Genomic DNA, 17,438 nt, shown 5'->3' on the forward strand with positions numbered 1-17,438 from the left:
TACAGCTTTTAACGCGCCTGCTGTATAATATAATGACATAATCAGTTAAGTAGATGAAATTGAAGCATTTTGGCATATAATTTTATTAATATAAGAACCCGAAATATCGCGGCAGGAAGAGGTTATCAGTAAAATGGAAGCGGAAACGGAACAAATGAGGTATAAAAAAGTATTTTTAAAATATATGGTAGAGCAACAATCTTTGTTTTTAAATGAATGGTATGAGACCAAAGTAATGGATGAAAATGATCCCTACAAAGAAAAGATAAAAGAAAACGGAATTATGTTGTATTCATTCATCCTGAATGCCATTAAAGGCTCTTTGTCCGACGACGAGCTGAAGCAATTGGCTTATGAGGTTGCAAATGAACGTATTGAAGCGAATATTAATATTGGTGATTTTATATACAATATTAACTTAGGAAGAAATATCATTGTCAGGAATGTTTTTGGAGCAAATATCCCCTTAAATGATATACAACTGATAATCAATGACATCATCAATCTATTCGATACATTTAGCTTCCATGCCGTGACGAGATATACACATCTAAAAAATAAAGTGATAGAAGAAAAGAACACTTTCATAAGTGAAAATCACAGAGATAAATTGGCAGTACTAGGACAAATATCATCCAGTTTTGTTCACGAATTCAGAAATCCCCTAACCGCAGTTATGGGCTTTAATAAACTCTTGAGAAAGGAAAATCCCCATCTGAAATATCTAGATATCATGGATTATGAACTAAATCAGCTGAATTTCAGGATAACGCAATTCCTTCACACTTCCAAAGCTGATTTTAACGAGGGAAAAAGGGAAAAATTCCCCATCCGGGACCTATTTGATGAAATTCAACAACTAACTTATGCAAGTATAGTCGATGAAAGCATAAATGTAGATATAGAAATCCCCCTTGACTTTTCTATAATAGCGAGCAGAGATGCGCTAAAACAAGTATTACTAAACCTTTTTATAAATTCCATTGATGCATTAAAGCATAAAGATCAGCCTAGGACTTTGAAAGTACTTTCTTTCACTGAGTCAGATGAACAGATAATCAGCATATCAAACAACGGACCTGCCATTGCAAGTGAATACATCGAATCAATTTTCGAGCCTTTTTTCACAACGAAAGAATTAGGAACAGGTATCGGCTTGTACGTTTGTAAGAAGATTGTAGAATGTTATGGTGGTTATATGAGTTGTGTATCTAACGATAATTTAACAACATTCAATATACATTTCCCAAATAGTTGAGGGTTTATCGACTAACTGTCCAAAGGAGTGAAAATCATGTCTTATCTGAAAAGTGTAGATTGGTTAAAAAATCTAATGGATCAAAAGGTCATTCATTTTGTAATCGTGGATGTCCGATTTAGCTTAGGTGATCCAAATGCAGGCAGAAAATCTTATCTGAACGGGCATATCCCAGGCGCAGTTTATTTGGATTTGGATCAAGATTTATCTAGCACAGTAGGCAAACATGGAGGGAGACACCCATTACCCAATATAGATGAACTATGTATTAAATTAGGAGAGACAGGGATTGATCAATCCACTTATGTGATTATTTATGATGATCAAGATGGGATGTTTGCCGCTCGTTTATGGTGGCAATTGCGTTATCTAGGCCATACAAATACATACATCTTAAATGGAGGTTACTCTAAATGGGTGCAAGCTGGATTGGATCAAACAACAGACATTCCGCAATATGAGAAAAGAGCATTTCATCCCGCTTTGCTTTCAGATGAGATCATGTATATGGAAGATGTGAAAAACAGACTTCACCATGAAAATGTTCTTTTAATCGACTCACGAGAAAGAACGAGATATCTCGGGGAAGAAGAACCGATAGATAAAAAAGCGGGGCATATTCCTGGTGCCATCAACTATTTCTGGAAAAAGGTCATTACTGAATCCGGAGAATGGAAGACAAAGAATGATTTGCAGAAGCACTTTTCGTCTGTACCCAAAGAAAAAGAAATTATCGTGTATTGCGGTTCTGGCGTTTCTGCCTGTCCTAATATTTTGGCATTACATGAAGCTGGCTATCAAAATGTAAAACTGTATGCTGGTAGCTGGAGTGACTGGATTAGCTATCCTGAAAATGCAATCGCTTTGGGAGAAGAATAAACCTTATAATGAAGGACGGTAGAGTTAAAGAAGAACCTACCGTTTTTATGTGCGAAAATAGCTTTATTCAATAGGAAGTCGGTACGTCTTTACAATAATCCCATTATCGGCGGATTGAAAATTGAACTCTAGTTAACCGTTCAAAACCAATCTGTTCATACAAGCGGAGGTTCCCTCTTCATAAAGTCAACGGGATGTAAATCAATACGCTGTACGTCTCTTGATTTGGCTCGACGAATGATGCTGAAATATTAAATAGGATCTATATAAAAGCAACAGACAGTTCATGAACTGTCTGTTGCTTTTATATCATAGAACTACTTGTTAGCTAGTCAGCTAGGAGGCAACCGATAGAGTCAATAAACAACCACTCAAGCCTCAACTAGTTTCGTATATGTATTTTTCAATTTCGCTAATAACGTTTTCTCATACTCAATCGATGTTTTCCGTTCAATAACCTCTGCCACCGTCATCGTTACGCCAGCAACTTCAACAGTCGTTGTTGCATTTGATACAACAATCGCTGATTTAATCTTATTTCGTCTTTTTATTAAATCTTAAACAGACTGATAATCCGCTTTTGCCCGTTTTTCAACTTCCTCGACACTGTTGAATCCAGTCATCACTTTCTTCCCAACCATGTAGCCGCCAAACGTCGAATCATGAATAGTACGTTGAATTCTTTTATCTAACAGTTTTAATTCTGATAAAGCACGAGTAATAGTAATTTCCAAAATAAACTCCTCCTCGTTATGTACATCACATCGGCAATGTAAAGCCATTGATACTAGTCTATCATAATTAAAGAATAAGATGAGAATTTTAGAAACACACAACTTTAGAGCTATATCAATCAAAATCCCATAAGGGTACTTCTTCTTATACCTATACTGTAAAAAACGAAAGGTTCGTATCTGAAGTACCGTTACCGTGTATACGAAAAAGGCAAATGGTATACAGCAAAAAATTATTCTAGTAAGAAAAGCTACTCTACTTTCCCATACTATACAGGAACGTATAAAGTAGCCGTTGATGTCCGTCAAAAAGGAACGAATAAAGTAAAAACCAAAATTATAACACTAACTATTAAAGAAGCTCCAGCTTATAGAATGAATTTAAATTATGATTACTCAAAGAATTCAGCATCATTCTTCATAGACAATAACGGAAGTAAGACATTAACAGTGAACAAAATTCAGCTTTACAATGGGAATAAAGTGATTTACTCTTATAGTCCTAAAAATTGGACTGTAAAGGGACAGGGTTCTAAAACGTTTACATTTAAACCTAAAAACAGATTAGCAACATTTAATAGTTCAACATATTCCAAAATCACCTACACATATGACGGAATCAAGCATACAGGGAAATTATATTAGATGACATTTAAATGTTTTATACAGCACATAACTACGAGACAGTCCATTCATGAGGACTGTCTTCTACTTTTTCCATCATAAAATGACTTGTCAATTCAGAGACAATAATCAAAAAAAAAGGGAATCGAGCAGTTCATAATCACTCTCGATTCCCCTAAACAAGATCCTTCCCTATTCCTTAACCACCACTGACTGGTGGAATGAATGCAACCGTATCTTGATCCTTTAGCGTTTCATCCTCTGTCACGAAGCTTTCATTAACAGCCACCATCACTTGCTGAAGCGAAGAAAGCTGATATTCCGTTTGAAGATACTCTTTTAATTGTGAAACGGTAATATCTTGTTTCTCTACTTGCAGCTGGTCCATTCCAACTTCTTCACGTATTCCTGCAAAAAATAAAACCGTGATCACATCGATTCCCCCTTGCTTGGTTTTCCTTCAGGATATTCAACCGTCTCTAGTTGATCTCCTATCCACTTCGTTCCATCTTCCCAAAACTCTTTTTTCCAAATAGGGACAATTTGTTTAATCCGTTCAATGGCATATTCATTTGCTTCATATGCCGTTTTTCGATGCGGGGAGGAGACCACAATAACTACAGCAACTTCTGTTATATCTAATTTACCTACACGATGAGTAATAGCTGTTAAGGCATCTGGCCATTTTTGCTGAATTTCATCTCCAATTTGACTAAGCATTTTAACAGCCATTGGTTCATACGCTTGATATTCAAGAGATAATGTCTTTTTCCCTTTTGTAAATTCTCTAACCGTCCCAATAAAAGTCGTAATCGCACCTGCCTCTCTTCGGGAAACCTTGCTGATTAATGCTTCTATCGAAATGGGACTATGCGTAATTTCAAATAACTCCATCCTTATTCACCACTTCCATTAAGAAATCTATATATAAGTGATCTTCATTTAATTGAAACACTTTATAGTTCTGAACTAGTTTTTGATCTACCTGCACATGGCTAATGATGCACTGTACATTAGTTAAAGAATCCAGAATGGAAAGGTCCTGTTCATCTCGAAGCAAGGCTACCTTCGGATAACTTTCCCTTTTATATCCCTCAACGAAGATAACATCTATTAAGAAAAATTGGTAAAATCGCAGCATTTCCTCCAGACTCAAATCATCCATCTTAGCCCGCAGCTGTAAGATGCCAGCTCCTTCTACACTAGACACAACAGCTCCTGCCTCATAATGACGGATACTATCTTTAGACGGCGATTCACAAGAGGGTGCTCCGCCATGCCCATGATGCTTAATGGATGCTGCTCTTAGTCCCAATTGTGCCGCTCTGCTAATTAATTTTTCCATCAATGTCGTCTTACCGCTATTTTGATACCCTACGACCTGTAAGATGGAACAATATTTTCCCAAGGCCACTCACTTCCTTGAACATCTTCTAATAAGAGAACATCAACCATCATTCCTTGTTTATATCCTCGTGTTCCTCCAGGAAGAACAATGAAAACATCCGCTGCCGCTAAAGAGGAAACAGCACTAGATTTATTGAAGCCAGAAGGAGAAGCGATCATCTTACCTTCCTCAAAAGAAATTTGTCCTCTAATAAAACGAGTAAACGGATTTGGTTTAGAAAAGTCCTCTCCTAACCACGCACTTTCTCTTTTCAAATGGGGCTTGTCGTTAAATAAATACGTACGAATAATAGGTCGTACCAATAATTCAAAACCCACATAGCAAGCAGAAGGATTCCCAGACAATCCAAATAGAAGCTTGCTATTTAACTCCGCAACTGTTGTGACACTCCCTGGTCTCATGGCTATTTTATTAAACAGAACTGACGCGCCTAATTTCTCATAAATCGCTGGTAAATAATCATAATCACCTACGGAAACACCGCCCGTTGTAATTAATATGTCTACTTCTGATAAGGCTTGTTTAACAGCTAGGAAACATTGATCCAAATCATCACTTAGCTTGCCAAAATACTTAACCTTTCCACCCGCTCTTTCAATTTGAGCCAAAATCATATATGCATTGCTATTGCGGATTTTTCCAGGTTCAAGCGGTTCCTCTACTTCAAGAAGCTCACTTCCAGTTGCAATTACTCCAACAATCGGCTTTTTAGCAACAGGCACCTCTTTGTATCCAAAAGTTGCAAGCAATGCTGAAACTCCAGGATTGATATACGTACCTTTTTGTACTAAAACCGTGCCCTTTTGTGTATCCTCACCTTGAAAGGAAATATTATCACCCTTTTTATAAGAGCGTTTAATTTCAATGAACTTTTGATCATTGTCTGTATATTCTCGCGTTAATTCCAGCATGACAACAGCATTGCATCCTTCAGGAATTTGCGCTCCCGTCATAATTCGAACAGCTTCAAACGCTTGAACAGTTCCATCAAAGACAGAACCCGCACCAATTTCCCCTACTACTTTTAATGATAAAGGATGATTGGAAGAAGCAGATTTTGTATCTTCTGCTCTAATAGCAAATCCATCATACGGTGATCGGTCAAAGGAAGGTACATCATGATCGGCTTTTAAATCCTGTGCCAAAAAACGGCCGTGAGCCTGTTCAATGGCTACTGTTTCTATTACTCCCCTTCGGGCAAATTCCATTACTTTGCGAACACAATTTTCTACTGAAATAGGGGTTCGTTTCTCTACCATAACGCTCGCTCCTTCTACTATCCTAATAAACGATAATAAAGATTTTTGGCCGCTTGGATATCATTCGTTCCATGAATAAAAACACGACCATCACGAAAAACAACAATACGATAATCCCGAAGTTGACAAGACAACAAATAAGGGTTTTGCTCAACTGTTCCATGATTTTGCAATTGTTTTTGCAACTGATCGAAATTAGGCTGACTACGTCTATTCGGCCTAATTTGAACTGTATTTCTTCCACATAATACTTCCGTCTTTGTTTGGTTTTCATAAGACAAATAAGGATACGTTCTAATCGTTCCACAAGATGGACAGTCCGCCGTTTCTATTTTGTCTAATTTAATAGAATAATGCTGATTGCTCCATACATCGAAAGTCAAAAAAGTATTTCGAAGTGATGAAAAATCCTCTACAAGAATTTTAAATGCTTCAGCCACTTGATAAGCCGCTACAATTTGTACTGCTGGGCTAATAATTCCGACAGTATCGCACGTAGCCCCACCGACTGGAACGTATTTTAATAGACAATGTAGACATGGTGTTTTTCCTGGAAGAATCGTATGAGTCGCTCCATAGCTTCCAACGCAAGACCCATAAACCCAAGGTATATTATGTTTATGAGATAAGTCATTTAAAATAAAGCGAATATCAAAATTGTCTGTAGCATCGATGATTACGTCCACATTATGCAGCAAACCCTCTAAATTTGTTGCACTCGCATCCATCACAATCGCTTCAATTTCAACCTCTGAATTAATCTTGTGTAAATGTTCTTTAGCAGCAATTGCTTTTGGCGTCTTCAATCTAGCATCTTGTTCATTGTATAATTGTTGACGCTGCAAATTACTCCATTCAACATAATCGCGGTCAATCAGAGTAAGCTTGCCAATGCCTGCTCGGACAAATGCTTCAGAACTGGCACTTCCTAATGCCCCTGCTCCAACAATTAATACATGCTTTTGGCTAATTTTCTCTTGCCCTTTCATACCAATATGGTTGAATAGCTGCTGCCGTGAATAGCGATTTGACATTGACATTCCCTCCTTTCGTACTCTATTGTAAGTTCATAAATCAAGCTGCTAAAGGTTGATTAGAATAAGGTAACAAGCCCTCTAATCCGCTTGAGCTACCTACAGAAACATGTTAAAAAACAGCAAGGAGGCAAATAATGAGTAATTTCTCACACTGGAATGAAGAAGGAAGACCTAAAATGGTAGATATCTCTCAAAAAGATGTCACAACACGTACAGCAATCGCTCAAAGTACAATCTCTTTTTCTAATGAATTATATGAAGCCATTCAAAATGGATTAATTAAAAAAGGAGATCCCCTTCAAGTAGCCCAAATTGCTGGAATTATGGGTGCCAAAAAAACGGCTGACATCATTCCGATGTGTCATCCCATTATGTTACAAGGCGTAGATTTCACCTTTGATTATCAACAACAAGCGGCTGGATATGATTTAATCATCCAAGCTACTGTTAAATGCAGTGGAAAAACAGGAGTCGAAATGGAAGCATTAACTGCCGCATCCATCGCTGCTCTCACGTTTTACGACATGTGTAAAGCCGTTGATAAAACAATGGTTATTAAAGAAACCTTGCTCGTTCAAAAAACAGGAGGAAAAAGCGGCGACTTCTTTCATGAAAAGTAATGGTCTATTCTAAGAAAAGTGCTTAACTAGACTATAGAGCCGATGACGCCTGAAGCTAGACACCGAAACGTGTTGAAAATTTTATACTTTCTTATTTTCCAAAAACAATCCATGAAACAAGGGACTAGCTACTAAGAGCAGATGCTTTGAAGTTCAGTCCCTTTTTCATAGACAACTTGTTTCATACTCTTTGGGGTATTAACCACCAATATGAGACATTTCTACTTTTGAACGTTTCTTCGTTCCATTTCCTCTTTCATCTGAATACCGATCGCCACGATGATTCCAAATATCTGTAATAACCTTAGCAACCTCTTCGTCCGCTTTATCTGAACGTAATACATCACGCAAATCAAAGCCCTTCGATGCAAATAAGCACGTATATAGCTTTCCTTCAGCTGAAACACGCACTCTTGAACAGCTTGAGCAAAAAGAATCGGTAACTGATGAAATAATTCCAATTTCTTGATCACTGTCTACATATCGATATCTAGTTGCTACTTCACCTGGATAATTCGGCTGAATCTGTTCTAGAGGCATTACTTCGCCAATTTTATTTAGAATCTGCTGTTTCGTAACGACATCATTCATTCTCCAGCCATTTGAATTTCCTACATCCATATATTCAATAAAACGAAGCGTATGCTTTTTTTCCTTAAAATATTCAGCCATTGAAACAATATCTTGATCATTCTGTCCTTTCTGAACAACCATGTTTACTTTCACTTCTAATCCTGCATTAGATGCGGCTTCAATACCTTCTAAAACACTTGCTACCGTACCTCTATGACCATTTAATTGATGAAATCGTTCCTCATCCAATGAATCAAGACTGACGGTTACTCGTGATAATCCTGCATTAAATAGCTTGGAGGCAAATTTTTCCAACAGGGATCCATTCGTTGTCACTGCAATATCTTTTATTCCCTTTATTGATTTCAACCGATAAATCAGCTCAGGAAGATTCTTTCTTAATAATGGCTCTCCTCCTGTAATACGCACTTTCTGGACGCCTAAAGAAGCAAATATAGAGGTTAATCGTTCCATTTCATCAAAGGATAAAATTTTTTCCGAAGATAAAAATGGATAATCACTTCCGAATATTTCTTCCGGCATGCAATATCGACAGCGAAAGTTGCAACGATCTGTCACAGATAAACGCAAATCTCTTAGGGGGCGCTGCAATGTATCAGCTATACTAGCTTGCATGTTTTCTCACCTCTCATCTCTGATAGAGAACCTTACTTATCATGTTATATATAATAACATGTTTTATTTATAATTTCTTACTATTTGAGCAAATCCTTTTCGGACAAGTATATATATTTAAAGATTGATTTCTAATAAACCCTACGGTTGTAATTCCTAATTCTTCTGCTAGATTTAATGCCAATTCGGTTGGTGCAGATTTAGAGAGGACAATTTCACATCCTATTTTCGCTACTTTTAATAAAATTTCTGAAGATATTCGCCCGCTGAACACAATGATTTTATCTTCAATCGGAATATTATTTTTCAAACAATACCCATATATTTTATCTAATGCATTATGTCTCCCAATATCCAGACGACTTAATAAAAATCCATTTTTATTACATAATGCTGCGTTATGGACTCCCCCTGTCTCATGAAAAGTAGTCGCCCAATTTTGCATATTATTCATGAGACGGAAACAATCATCAGGAGAGATTGTCACTCGAATGTCATTCATTTTCTTAGCGGTAAGAGCATCATTAGCGAAAACAAAGCCTTGTCTGCTCATTCCACAACACGAAGTGATATACCGTTTATTTTGAAGGTTTTGATAATACGGATTCAACTTATCGATCTTCACATGCGCATATCCTTCTTTTTCTTGAATCCAAATATCTTTAATGTCTTCATACTTTCGAATAATACCTTCAGATGCTAAATAACCAATTACCATATCTTCAATGTACTCGGGAGTACAAACCATCGTAACAAATTCTTGTTCATTGATTTTAACCGTAACAGGAAATTCGGTCACAATTGTATCTTCAGTATCCATTAGTTGTCCATTGCTGAACTTGAGAATTTCCCTTTTCTTCACGATCGTCTTCATTTCAACTTCCCCTTCAAGTGATATTTTTATCAAAAACAAAGACGGAAACTGCAATATTCTCTTCAATTTTGATATCTGAAAACAGATGGATAAATTTGGCTCCCACTAGTTCCTCCAGTCCTTCAGGAGGGCCCTCACTATACACATCTTGAATCATTTTTGTTCTAGCTAAATGAACCATTTCACGTCCTTCTGAAGTTTTTGCTATAAAAGTTTCTGTAGGAGTGAGGTTTCCATATAACGTTGAAATAGCCATATTTTCAACAAAAACGGTATGAATTCTTTCTGGTCCTTTTCCAAAAAGATCTTTACGAAGCTTTCGGATGATATCATTAAATTCATGAACTTTTTTTGACATAAATAAACATCCTCCTATAGTTTTCTAATCATAAAGCAACAAATAAAAAAATAAAAGTGGAAAAGCATTTACGGCATTTTTTAAATCTTGTATATTTCTAAAGTCAACGATATAATCATAATAAGATTTGATGGAACGATAATAATGAGTTTGTTACCGCTCTATCAATTATTAAACTACATTTTAAATGGATCGGATTGGTCTATTAGTAAGTTCTGCTAATACTCTATTCCACCATGATTACACATCATTTTTTCTGAAAGTCAAGATGTGTATTCGTGGTGGTTTTTTTTGTTTAACAGGCAAGAGGGGGAAGAAAATGACACATTCTAAAATTAATATAAAAATCAATGATGTCGAATACGAAGCAAGCTCCGGCTCAACCATATTGGAAATTATTAATCAAGAAAAAATCGCTCATCCGCAAATTTGCTATGTACCTGAAGTTGATCCTATCCAAACATGTGATACTTGTATTGTAGAGGTTGACGGGAAACTTGTACGCTCCTGTTCAACGGTCGCTTTAGACGGAATGAACATAGAATTAGATTCAACTAGCGCAAAAGCTGCACAAACAGAAGCAATGGATCGCCTACTAGAAAACCATCTGCTGTATTGTACTGTTTGCGATAATAATAACGGCAACTGTAAATTACATAATACTGCCGAATTGATGGAAATCGAACATCAAAAATATCCTTACACACCTAAAGTGGACGTAAATGCTGTCGACATGTCCCATCCGTTCTACCGTTATGATCCAAACCAGTGTATTGCCTGCGGACAATGTGTGGAAGTTTGTCAAAACCTTCAAGTAAACGAGACAATATCTATCGACTGGGAAGCTAAGCGCCCTCGTGTTATTTGGGATGATGGGGTCTCTATTAACGACTCATCTTGTGTAGGCTGTGGTCAATGTGTAACGATTTGTCCTTGTAACGCTTTGATGGAAAAGTCTATGCTTGGCGAAGCTGGATTTATGACAGGCCTCCAAAACGAGATGCTTAGTCCGATGATTGATTTAGTAAAAGAAGTAGAACCAGGGTATAGCGGTATTTTTGCTATTTCGGAAGTAGAAGCAGCTATGCGTGACACACGTACGAAAAAGACGAAAACCGTTTGTACCTTCTGCGGCGTAGGCTGTTCATTTGAAGTATGGACAAAAGGAAGAAAGATTCTTAAAGTTCAACCTGTCTCCGATGCTCCAGTTAACGCAATATCTACTTGTGTAAAAGGAAAGTTCGGCTGGGATTTTGTTAACTCGGAGGAACGAATTACAAAACCATTAATCCGCAAAGATGGTGCATTCGTAGAATCAACTTGGGAAGAAGCACTTGATTTAGTTGCTAGTAAACTAGGCTCCATTAAGCAGCAATACGGAAAAGGTTCTGTAGGATTTATTTCTTCTTCAAAAATTACAAATGAAGAAAACTATGTGATACAAAAACTAGCACGACAAGTATTTGAAACAAACAATGTCGATAACTGTTCTCGTTACTGTCAATCTCCTGCGACTGACGGCTTGTTCCGTACAGTTGGAATGGGCGGAGATGCCGGTACAATTAAAGATATTGCTCAAGCAGGACTTGTTATTATCGTTGGAGCAAATCCAGCAGAAGGACATCCAGTATTAGCCACTCGTGTTAAACGAGCACATAAACTTCATGGTCAAAAACTTATCGTAGCAGACCTTCGTAAAAACGAAATGGCTGAGCGTTCCGACATCTTTATTAGCCCCAAACAAGGAACGGACCAAGTGTGGTTGATGGCTGTGACAAAATATATCATCGACCAAGGGTGGCATGATCAAACATTTATCGAAGAAAACGTAAACTTCTTTGAAGATTTCAAAACAGTACTTGAGAAATACACACTTAACTACGCAGAACAAGTGACAGGTATTTCAAAAGAAACGCTTATTCAAATTGCTGAAATGATCCGTGATGCTGATGGAACTTGTATTCTTTGGGGAATGGGTGTTACACAAAATACCGGTGGTTCAGATACTTCCGCAGCCATTTCTAATTTACTTCTTGCTACAGGAAACTACCGTCGTTCAGGTGCAGGTGCTTATCCTCTTCGTGGTCATAACAATGTACAAGGTGCTTGTGATATGGGAACTCTTCCTGGCTGGCTTCCTGGCTATCAACATATTACCGATGATGCCGCACGTGCAAAATTTGAAAAGGCTTATGGTGTAGAAATTGACGGAAAACCAGGTCTTGATAACATTCAAATGCTTCATGCTATTGAAGAAGGAAAGATGAAGGCGATGTACCTTGTTGGTGAAGATATGGCGCTAGTAGACTCCGACGCAAATCATGTTCATGAAGTTTTATCACAACTCGATTTCTTTGTTGTCCAAGATATCTTCTTATCAAGAACGGCTCAATATGCGGACGTCGTATTACCGGGAGCTCCATCTCTTGAGAAAGATGGTACATTTACAAATACAGAGCGTCGTGTTCAACGATTGTATCAAGCACTCCCAACACTCGGTGATGCTAAGCCGGATTGGTGGATTACTCAAGAAATTGCAAACCGTCTAGGAGCAAATTGGAATTACAATCATCCAAGTGACATCTATGATGAAATGGCCAGCCTATCTCCATTATTCAGCGGAGCCAATTATGAAGTACTAGAAGGTTGGAACAGCTTCCTATGGGGCAGCTTCGAAGGAGTGAGCACACCACTTCTCTATGTGGATGGATTTAACTTTCCAGATAAGAAAGCACGCTTTGCCTTATCGGACTGGGTAGAGCCTGCAGAATTCCCTGAAGAATATGATTTGCATATTAACAATGGACGTATGCTAGAACATTTCCATGAAGGGAATATGACAAATAAATCCAAAGGTATCCAATCGAAAGTTCCAGAGATTTTTGTTGAAGTTTCACCAGAACTTGCTGAAGAGCGCGGAATTAATGATGGTGCAATTGTACGATTAGTCTCTCCTTTTGGAGCCGTTAAATTAAATGCACTTGTTACAGATCGTGTCAAAGCAAACGAGCTTTTCCTTCCGATGAACTCGGTAGATAAAGAGTCCGCTATTAACTTTTTAACAGGTCCTATATTCGATCAACGAACAAATACACCTGCTTATAAACAAACAAAGGTTCGTATGGAAGTACTTAGTGAAGGCGGAACAGTTCCACTGCCATCTACGAATCCACGGAATAAAAAACGTTATCCTCAAAATGGAGTTGAGGTTAATCGAAAATGGGCTCGTCCGGGCTATGTCCATCTAACAGATCAATAGGAAGGAGAAATAAATATGGCTCAACCTATTACAGAAATCAAAAAAAACCTTCTCACTGAGGAGGAACAGAAACAAAAAAAGCTAGAAGCCTTAACAACACTTCTTGCCAATAACGATGAAGCCTTAAACAAAGTACTAACCATTGTGGGTGAACTAAACGATATCGGTGTTCTAGAGGCCGCCGATTCTATGCTTCAAGCTAAAGAAAAGATTGCCCAAATTGCGCTTCACCAAGTCTCTCGAGAACCGGTGACCAATTTAATTAACACACTTATGGGGACAACAGGTGCCCTCATGAAGACTGATCCTGAATTAATAACGAAGCTTGTAAATAGTGCTATGAAAGGTATGGATGAAGCTAATGACTATTTGCAAACTGATAAAAAAGTTAAAGTAATGGACCTAGTTAAACTATTAAATGATCCTGATATTAATCGAGCACTTGGCTTTGGTATCCATTTCCTAAAAGGAATGGGTAAAGAATTAAAGCATTAAGATAACCTCTTTTATAATAGGAAAAAACTCGTACTAGAATAATCTTATCCCCATAAGAAACCAGAAGTTCTATTTAAAATTGAACATATTCTTGATTGACCTCCAGAATCTTGATTTCACCATTCTGGAGGTGTTTTTCTTTCCTCCGATAATAGCCCCGTTATACGGTGTGGTCCTATGCTAAACAAATGGACTCGAAACTTTCAAGCTACATCCTTTTTAAAATTTTAGATATAAAAAATGCCTTAAAGAGAAATTATTTTCTCTTTAAGGCGTTCATGATTGACAATCCCTATCAATATTAGGTGCAACTGGCACACACTTTCTATGAATCTATCTGTTTAACGTAGATTGCCTGTGAAGAACTTTTAATTACACAGCCTTCTAAATCATTCTCTTTTAATAGCCCTAAATTTAGTGCTGACTTTATCTTCTCCTCATCAGGCTTTTTTTGAATTAAATCCTTTAAATTCAATTCTTCTAATCGATTGACCGTTATCTCTCGATCAAATTTCTCCGTTTTTCTTATTTGTCTTTGTAATTTATAATCACTAATAGTTACTTCACCCTTGCTATGCTTTCCAACTGAATGATCGAAATATTTATTAAAGTCCTTCTTTAAAGCCTCCAATTGCATTTCTACTTCTTTTTTCTTTCGACTTAGCTCAACATATTGCACCAACTTGTCCCTTGTAATCAAGGAATCATCCATTTGCAATCCAATCGCCCCATTTCTCATATAGATATTCCATCATATTACGAGATTAAATGAGATATTCCCTTTACTTAGCCAAGCTTAGAATTTTGAAGGATTGCACATAATATTTCGAGATAATGAGAAGCTAAAAGAATCTGAAGCAAATAAAGATTAGTCCTTTTCCCACATCAAAAATATGGTACATTTAAAGAGAAACTAGATATGAAGGGAGATTTTTCAATGTCAAATCATGAAGATCTGAATACACTGCCTCCAAAAACATGTACAATTGAAAGACTTGTCACTATGCCCGAAGATGTTAATAAAGTAATCGAAGGCCGCAAAACAGCAACGCGCCGGAATGGAAGATATGCTGATGTAGGTGAAATAATGGTGCTAAACGATAAAAAGTTCATCGTAAATCGTGTATATTCTCAATCATTAGGTGAATTAACGGATGAACATGCGCGTCAGGAAGGATATGAGACGGTAGAAGAATACAAACAATCTATCCTCTCTATTCATCCAGGAATGCCATGGCTTCCACAAATGAGAGTTTGGGTGCATGAGTTTAGCCCAGTTACCGATTAATAGGCAAAAGAAATGGATTTATTGTACAAACTCTTACTATATATTCATGTTCTAAGCGTAATCGTATCCATCGGTCCCTTCTTTATTCTCCTGCCCATTTCTAAAAAAATGCACTTAGTAGGAAAAGAAGAATTGGATGCCTATCTGGGCACATTCCGATTTGTCGTTCGACTTGCGATGCATTCAGGTCATGTTCTAGTAATATCAGGTATATTACTCGTTATGTCCGGTCCATGGACATGGAATACATCATGGATTATCATGACGCTATTGATTTTATTCTGTTCATTATTCTTTCTTGCGCGTGCCTTCTCTCCAACACTTAGGAAGTTTCAAGAAAAAGACGCGAATAAAGAGGAACTAGCTGCTAAACTTCAGCGAACTATTTGGATATATATTATCCTTCTCATTACGATGCTTTGGTTTATGGTTGTAAAGCCGGCTTTGTGGGCATAACAAGTAAAAATCTTCATAGCCTTGGTCTTTCGATCTAAATTATTATTTTCTCTAACAAAGAAGTGAGGTTCCTAAGCTTATCAAAAGCTAAGTTTTAAAAATAAAAGGCATTACATATTTTATCTGACCTAATATGTAATGCCCTTTCTTATTGAATTAACGCCTTCGTTAGTTGAAGAAAATATAAGCAATTTAAAGGATTACACCTGCAAAGTCCCCTTTTAGTATTTCTTTTTCATTCTGGTTTGTACATAAAAAAGATGCCATAATAGCTGTTCTATTATTTTTATTTTCTTGCCTTTCGTATTTTTCAATTTTTACTTTACAAATGATTGTATCCCCTGTAAATACAGGTCTTAAAAACTCAAAATTCATAGTACGAGCCAGTACGTTATGATCTCCACCTACTTTTGTTGGTAGAGTTGCGGTTAATAACCCTTGAACGACAAGTCTTCCCTGTTCATCCGGGGTCATATGATGAATTCCTTCATCACCTGAAATCTCTGTAAATAATTCAACATCCCTTACTGTAAAAGTTCGTTCAAATGTAATGATATCTCCTACTTTTAATGACATATAGATCTCCCTTCCGAAGGTTTTATGCTGTATAGTTAATAATCAAAATATTCAAATAATAGCGAGCGGTATTCGACACTTTCCACTTCTTTTTTATGTAAGAATATCTTGAGGCTTCCAATCTTTTGGCTTGATGTTCTTATTCATCCATTTCTCTTGTGGTACTTGGTATGGGGTCGTAGCGATTAAATAATTATTGTGCCAGCTCGCTGCTTTAGAACGAATCATTTCATCAAGCAGGATTGGAATAAATTCCTCGGGTTGCAGCTGGAAAGAATAGCGTGCAAAATCCTGAAACCAACCACACTTTAGTAGGTAGCTATCGATTTCTTCTCTTGCCAATCCATTTTTAATGATTAATGTGAATGCAAAAATCCTTTTGATGGCATGCCATGAAACTTTTTCTGGCGTCATAAGCCACTTTTCAAACCGCTCCCTTGCTGCATCAATGGCAGCACTAGGATTCTCTATTTGAGGTCCATGTCCTGAATATGCCCGCCCAATCCGGAGCCTGGACAACCGATCTAAACTTTCTATCGATCGCTGGATAGATGAAACACCCTCTCGAAAGATATTTAACCATCCGATATCATTTTTGTGAAAAAGATCTCCGCAAATTAATACCTCTTCTTCAGGTTCATATAAAGAAATATGTCCTAACGTATGTCCCGGTGTGTGTATGACTTTCAAAGTTCTACTTCCTGCATGAATCTCATCGTTATCTGAGAGCTTTTTATCGACTCGATAAGGCTCTACAGGCTGATCTAACCATTCTGCACTACAGGCTTCAGGGTCACAAGAATTAATTAAATTGGCATCCCATTTATGAGCAGCAATCGCAACATCATAATTCTTTTGAAAATAAGAATTGCCGCCTACATGGTCACTATGATAGTGCGTGTTCACAATAAGGTGTAATTCCTCTGGTGAAACGCCCGCTTCTTTAATTAATTGTTCTGTATCTTTCGCTTCACTCCCAAAACCAGTATCAATAAGGATTGGGAGCTTATCCTTAATAAGGATCATGTTTGCACTCGGAAATTTTCTTTCAAAGAAAATAATACTAGATTTTTTCATAAGCTATTCCTCCCTACACTCAATGAA

At 37.2% G+C, this 17,438-nt stretch carries 19 protein-coding genes; 7 read left to right on the forward strand and 12 right to left on the reverse strand.

Going from position 1 to position 17,438, the window contains the following annotated elements:
- Positions 1–133: 133 nt before the first annotated feature.
- Both V7068_RS15220 and V7068_RS15225 read left to right on the forward strand, forming a co-directional pair.
- Complete coding sequence (locus V7068_RS15220) at positions 134–1,258, forward strand: histidine kinase N-terminal domain-containing protein (protein ID WP_499713499.1); 1,125 nt, start codon at positions 134–136, stop codon at positions 1,256–1,258.
- Between the two features lie 36 nt (positions 1,259–1,294).
- A complete protein-coding gene (locus tag V7068_RS15225) occupies positions 1,295–2,137 on the forward strand; it encodes a sulfurtransferase (protein WP_499713500.1) in 843 nt (280 codons plus the stop codon).
- Positions 2,138–2,694: 557 nt separating this feature from the next.
- Here V7068_RS15225 and V7068_RS15230 read toward each other — a convergent pair.
- The 6 genes from V7068_RS15230 to V7068_RS15255 form a co-directional block, all read right to left on the reverse strand.
- Complete coding sequence (locus V7068_RS15230; protein WP_499713501.1) at positions 2,695–2,871, reverse strand: hypothetical protein; 177 nt, start codon at positions 2,869–2,871, stop codon at positions 2,695–2,697.
- Positions 2,872–3,694: 823 nt separating this feature from the next.
- A complete protein-coding gene (gene moaD, locus V7068_RS15235) occupies positions 3,695–3,928 on the reverse strand; it encodes a molybdopterin converting factor subunit 1 (protein ID WP_127761795.1) in 234 nt (77 codons plus the stop codon).
- Complete coding sequence (locus V7068_RS15240; RefSeq protein ID WP_499713532.1) at positions 3,925–4,395, reverse strand: molybdenum cofactor biosynthesis protein MoaE; 471 nt, start codon at positions 4,393–4,395, stop codon at positions 3,925–3,927. Before V7068_RS15240 ends, moaD begins: the two co-directional genes overlap by 4 nt.
- Positions 4,376–4,909: a molybdopterin-guanine dinucleotide biosynthesis protein B gene (gene mobB, locus V7068_RS15245; RefSeq protein WP_499713502.1), complete on the reverse strand. Its 534-nt coding sequence runs from the start codon at positions 4,907–4,909 to the stop codon at positions 4,376–4,378. Before mobB ends, V7068_RS15240 begins: the two co-directional genes overlap by 20 nt.
- Positions 4,870–6,162, reverse strand: coding sequence for a molybdopterin molybdotransferase MoeA (locus V7068_RS15250; RefSeq protein WP_499713504.1), 1,293 nt, complete (start codon positions 6,160–6,162; stop codon positions 4,870–4,872). The genes mobB and V7068_RS15250 overlap by 40 nt, the downstream gene beginning before the upstream one ends.
- Before the next feature lie 17 nt (positions 6,163–6,179).
- A complete protein-coding gene (locus V7068_RS15255) occupies positions 6,180–7,196 on the reverse strand; it encodes a molybdopterin-synthase adenylyltransferase MoeB (RefSeq protein WP_499713505.1) in 1,017 nt (338 codons plus the stop codon).
- A 137-nt stretch (positions 7,197–7,333) separates the two neighbouring features.
- Between V7068_RS15255 and moaC the strand changes: the two genes are divergently transcribed.
- Entirely contained in the window at positions 7,334–7,819 is a 486-nt protein-coding gene (moaC, locus tag V7068_RS15260; protein WP_375351263.1) for a cyclic pyranopterin monophosphate synthase MoaC, read from the forward strand.
- A 198-nt stretch (positions 7,820–8,017) separates the two neighbouring features.
- Here the strand turns inward: moaC and moaA are convergent, their stop codons facing one another.
- The 3 genes from moaA to V7068_RS15275 all read right to left on the reverse strand — a co-directional run bounded on the left by moaA (position 8,018) and on the right by V7068_RS15275 (position 10,260).
- On the reverse strand, positions 8,018–9,028 hold the full coding sequence (moaA, locus tag V7068_RS15265; RefSeq protein WP_499713506.1) for a GTP 3',8-cyclase MoaA: 1,011 nt from the start codon (positions 9,026–9,028) through the stop codon (positions 8,018–8,020).
- 67 nt (positions 9,029–9,095) lie between these two features.
- Positions 9,096–9,902 (reverse strand): formate dehydrogenase accessory sulfurtransferase FdhD, encoded by an 807-nt coding sequence (fdhD, locus tag V7068_RS15270; protein WP_499713507.1) that lies wholly within the window; start codon positions 9,900–9,902, stop codon positions 9,096–9,098.
- 13 nt (positions 9,903–9,915) lie between these two features.
- Positions 9,916–10,260 (reverse strand): Na-translocating system protein MpsC family protein, encoded by a 345-nt coding sequence (locus V7068_RS15275; RefSeq protein ID WP_499713509.1) that lies wholly within the window; start codon positions 10,258–10,260, stop codon positions 9,916–9,918.
- A 319-nt stretch (positions 10,261–10,579) separates the two neighbouring features.
- Between V7068_RS15275 and fdhF the strand changes: the two genes are divergently transcribed.
- Both fdhF and V7068_RS15285 read left to right on the forward strand, forming a co-directional pair.
- Positions 10,580–13,519, forward strand: a complete 2,940-nt coding sequence (gene fdhF, locus V7068_RS15280; protein WP_499713510.1) for a formate dehydrogenase subunit alpha — start codon at positions 10,580–10,582, stop codon at positions 13,517–13,519.
- Positions 13,520–13,534: 15 nt separating this feature from the next.
- Positions 13,535–14,014 carry a helical membrane plugin domain-containing protein gene (locus V7068_RS15285; RefSeq protein WP_499713511.1) on the forward strand — a complete coding sequence of 160 codons (480 nt, stop codon included), beginning with the start codon at positions 13,535–13,537 and terminating at the stop codon, positions 14,012–14,014.
- 325 nt (positions 14,015–14,339) lie between these two features.
- Here the strand turns inward: V7068_RS15285 and V7068_RS15290 are convergent, their stop codons facing one another.
- Positions 14,340–14,753, reverse strand: a complete 414-nt coding sequence (locus V7068_RS15290; protein WP_499713512.1) for a hypothetical protein — start codon at positions 14,751–14,753, stop codon at positions 14,340–14,342.
- Positions 14,754–14,951: 198 nt separating this feature from the next.
- Here V7068_RS15290 and V7068_RS15295 point away from each other — a divergent pair, with 198 nt between their 5' ends.
- A complete protein-coding gene (locus tag V7068_RS15295; protein ID WP_252291407.1) occupies positions 14,952–15,302 on the forward strand; it encodes an ASCH domain-containing protein in 351 nt (116 codons plus the stop codon).
- A gap of 12 nt (positions 15,303–15,314) precedes the next feature.
- A complete protein-coding gene (locus V7068_RS15300; RefSeq protein WP_499713513.1) occupies positions 15,315–15,758 on the forward strand; it encodes a hypothetical protein in 444 nt (147 codons plus the stop codon).
- 192 nt (positions 15,759–15,950) lie between these two features.
- Here V7068_RS15300 and V7068_RS15305 read toward each other — a convergent pair whose 3' ends face one another.
- A complete protein-coding gene (locus V7068_RS15305; protein ID WP_252291410.1) occupies positions 15,951–16,334 on the reverse strand; it encodes an FAS1-like dehydratase domain-containing protein in 384 nt (127 codons plus the stop codon).
- 93 nt (positions 16,335–16,427) lie between these two features.
- Positions 16,428–17,411: an MBL fold metallo-hydrolase gene (locus tag V7068_RS15310; protein ID WP_499713514.1), complete on the reverse strand. Its 984-nt coding sequence runs from the start codon at positions 17,409–17,411 to the stop codon at positions 16,428–16,430.
- Positions 17,412–17,438 lie beyond the last annotated feature (27 nt).

Source organism: Bacillus sp. JJ634, assembly GCF_036962285.1.
Taxonomy (GTDB): Bacteria; Bacillota; Bacilli; order Bacillales; family DSM-1321; genus Peribacillus; species Peribacillus asahii_A.

Coding starts and splice junctions, on each gene's coding strand:
- V7068_RS15220 (WP_499713499.1), top strand. CDS start 134: ATGGAAGCGGAAACGGAACAAATGAGGTATAAAAAAGTATTTTTAAAA.
- V7068_RS15225 (WP_499713500.1), top strand. CDS start 1,295: ATGTCTTATCTGAAAAGTGTAGATTGGTTAAAAAATCTAATGGATCAA.
- V7068_RS15250 (WP_499713504.1), bottom strand. CDS start 6,162: ATGGTAGAGAAACGAACCCCTATTTCAGTAGAAAATTGTGTTCGCAAA.
- V7068_RS15255 (WP_499713505.1), bottom strand. CDS start 7,196: ATGTCAAATCGCTATTCACGGCAGCAGCTATTCAACCATATTGGTATG.
- moaC (WP_375351263.1), top strand. CDS start 7,334: ATGAGTAATTTCTCACACTGGAATGAAGAAGGAAGACCTAAAATGGTA.
- moaA (WP_499713506.1), bottom strand. CDS start 9,028: ATGCAAGCTAGTATAGCTGATACATTGCAGCGCCCCCTAAGAGATTTG.
- fdhD (WP_499713507.1), bottom strand. CDS start 9,902: ATGAAGACGATCGTGAAGAAAAGGGAAATTCTCAAGTTCAGCAATGGA.
- V7068_RS15275 (WP_499713509.1), bottom strand. CDS start 10,260: ATGTCAAAAAAAGTTCATGAATTTAATGATATCATCCGAAAGCTTCGT.
- fdhF (WP_499713510.1), top strand. CDS start 10,580: ATGACACATTCTAAAATTAATATAAAAATCAATGATGTCGAATACGAA.
- V7068_RS15285 (WP_499713511.1), top strand. CDS start 13,535: ATGGCTCAACCTATTACAGAAATCAAAAAAAACCTTCTCACTGAGGAG.
- V7068_RS15290 (WP_499713512.1), bottom strand. CDS start 14,753: ATGAGAAATGGGGCGATTGGATTGCAAATGGATGATTCCTTGATTACA.
- V7068_RS15295 (WP_252291407.1), top strand. CDS start 14,952: ATGTCAAATCATGAAGATCTGAATACACTGCCTCCAAAAACATGTACA.
- V7068_RS15300 (WP_499713513.1), top strand. CDS start 15,315: ATGGATTTATTGTACAAACTCTTACTATATATTCATGTTCTAAGCGTA.
- V7068_RS15305 (WP_252291410.1), bottom strand. CDS start 16,334: ATGTCATTAAAAGTAGGAGATATCATTACATTTGAACGAACTTTTACA.
- V7068_RS15310 (WP_499713514.1), bottom strand. CDS start 17,411: ATGAAAAAATCTAGTATTATTTTCTTTGAAAGAAAATTTCCGAGTGCA.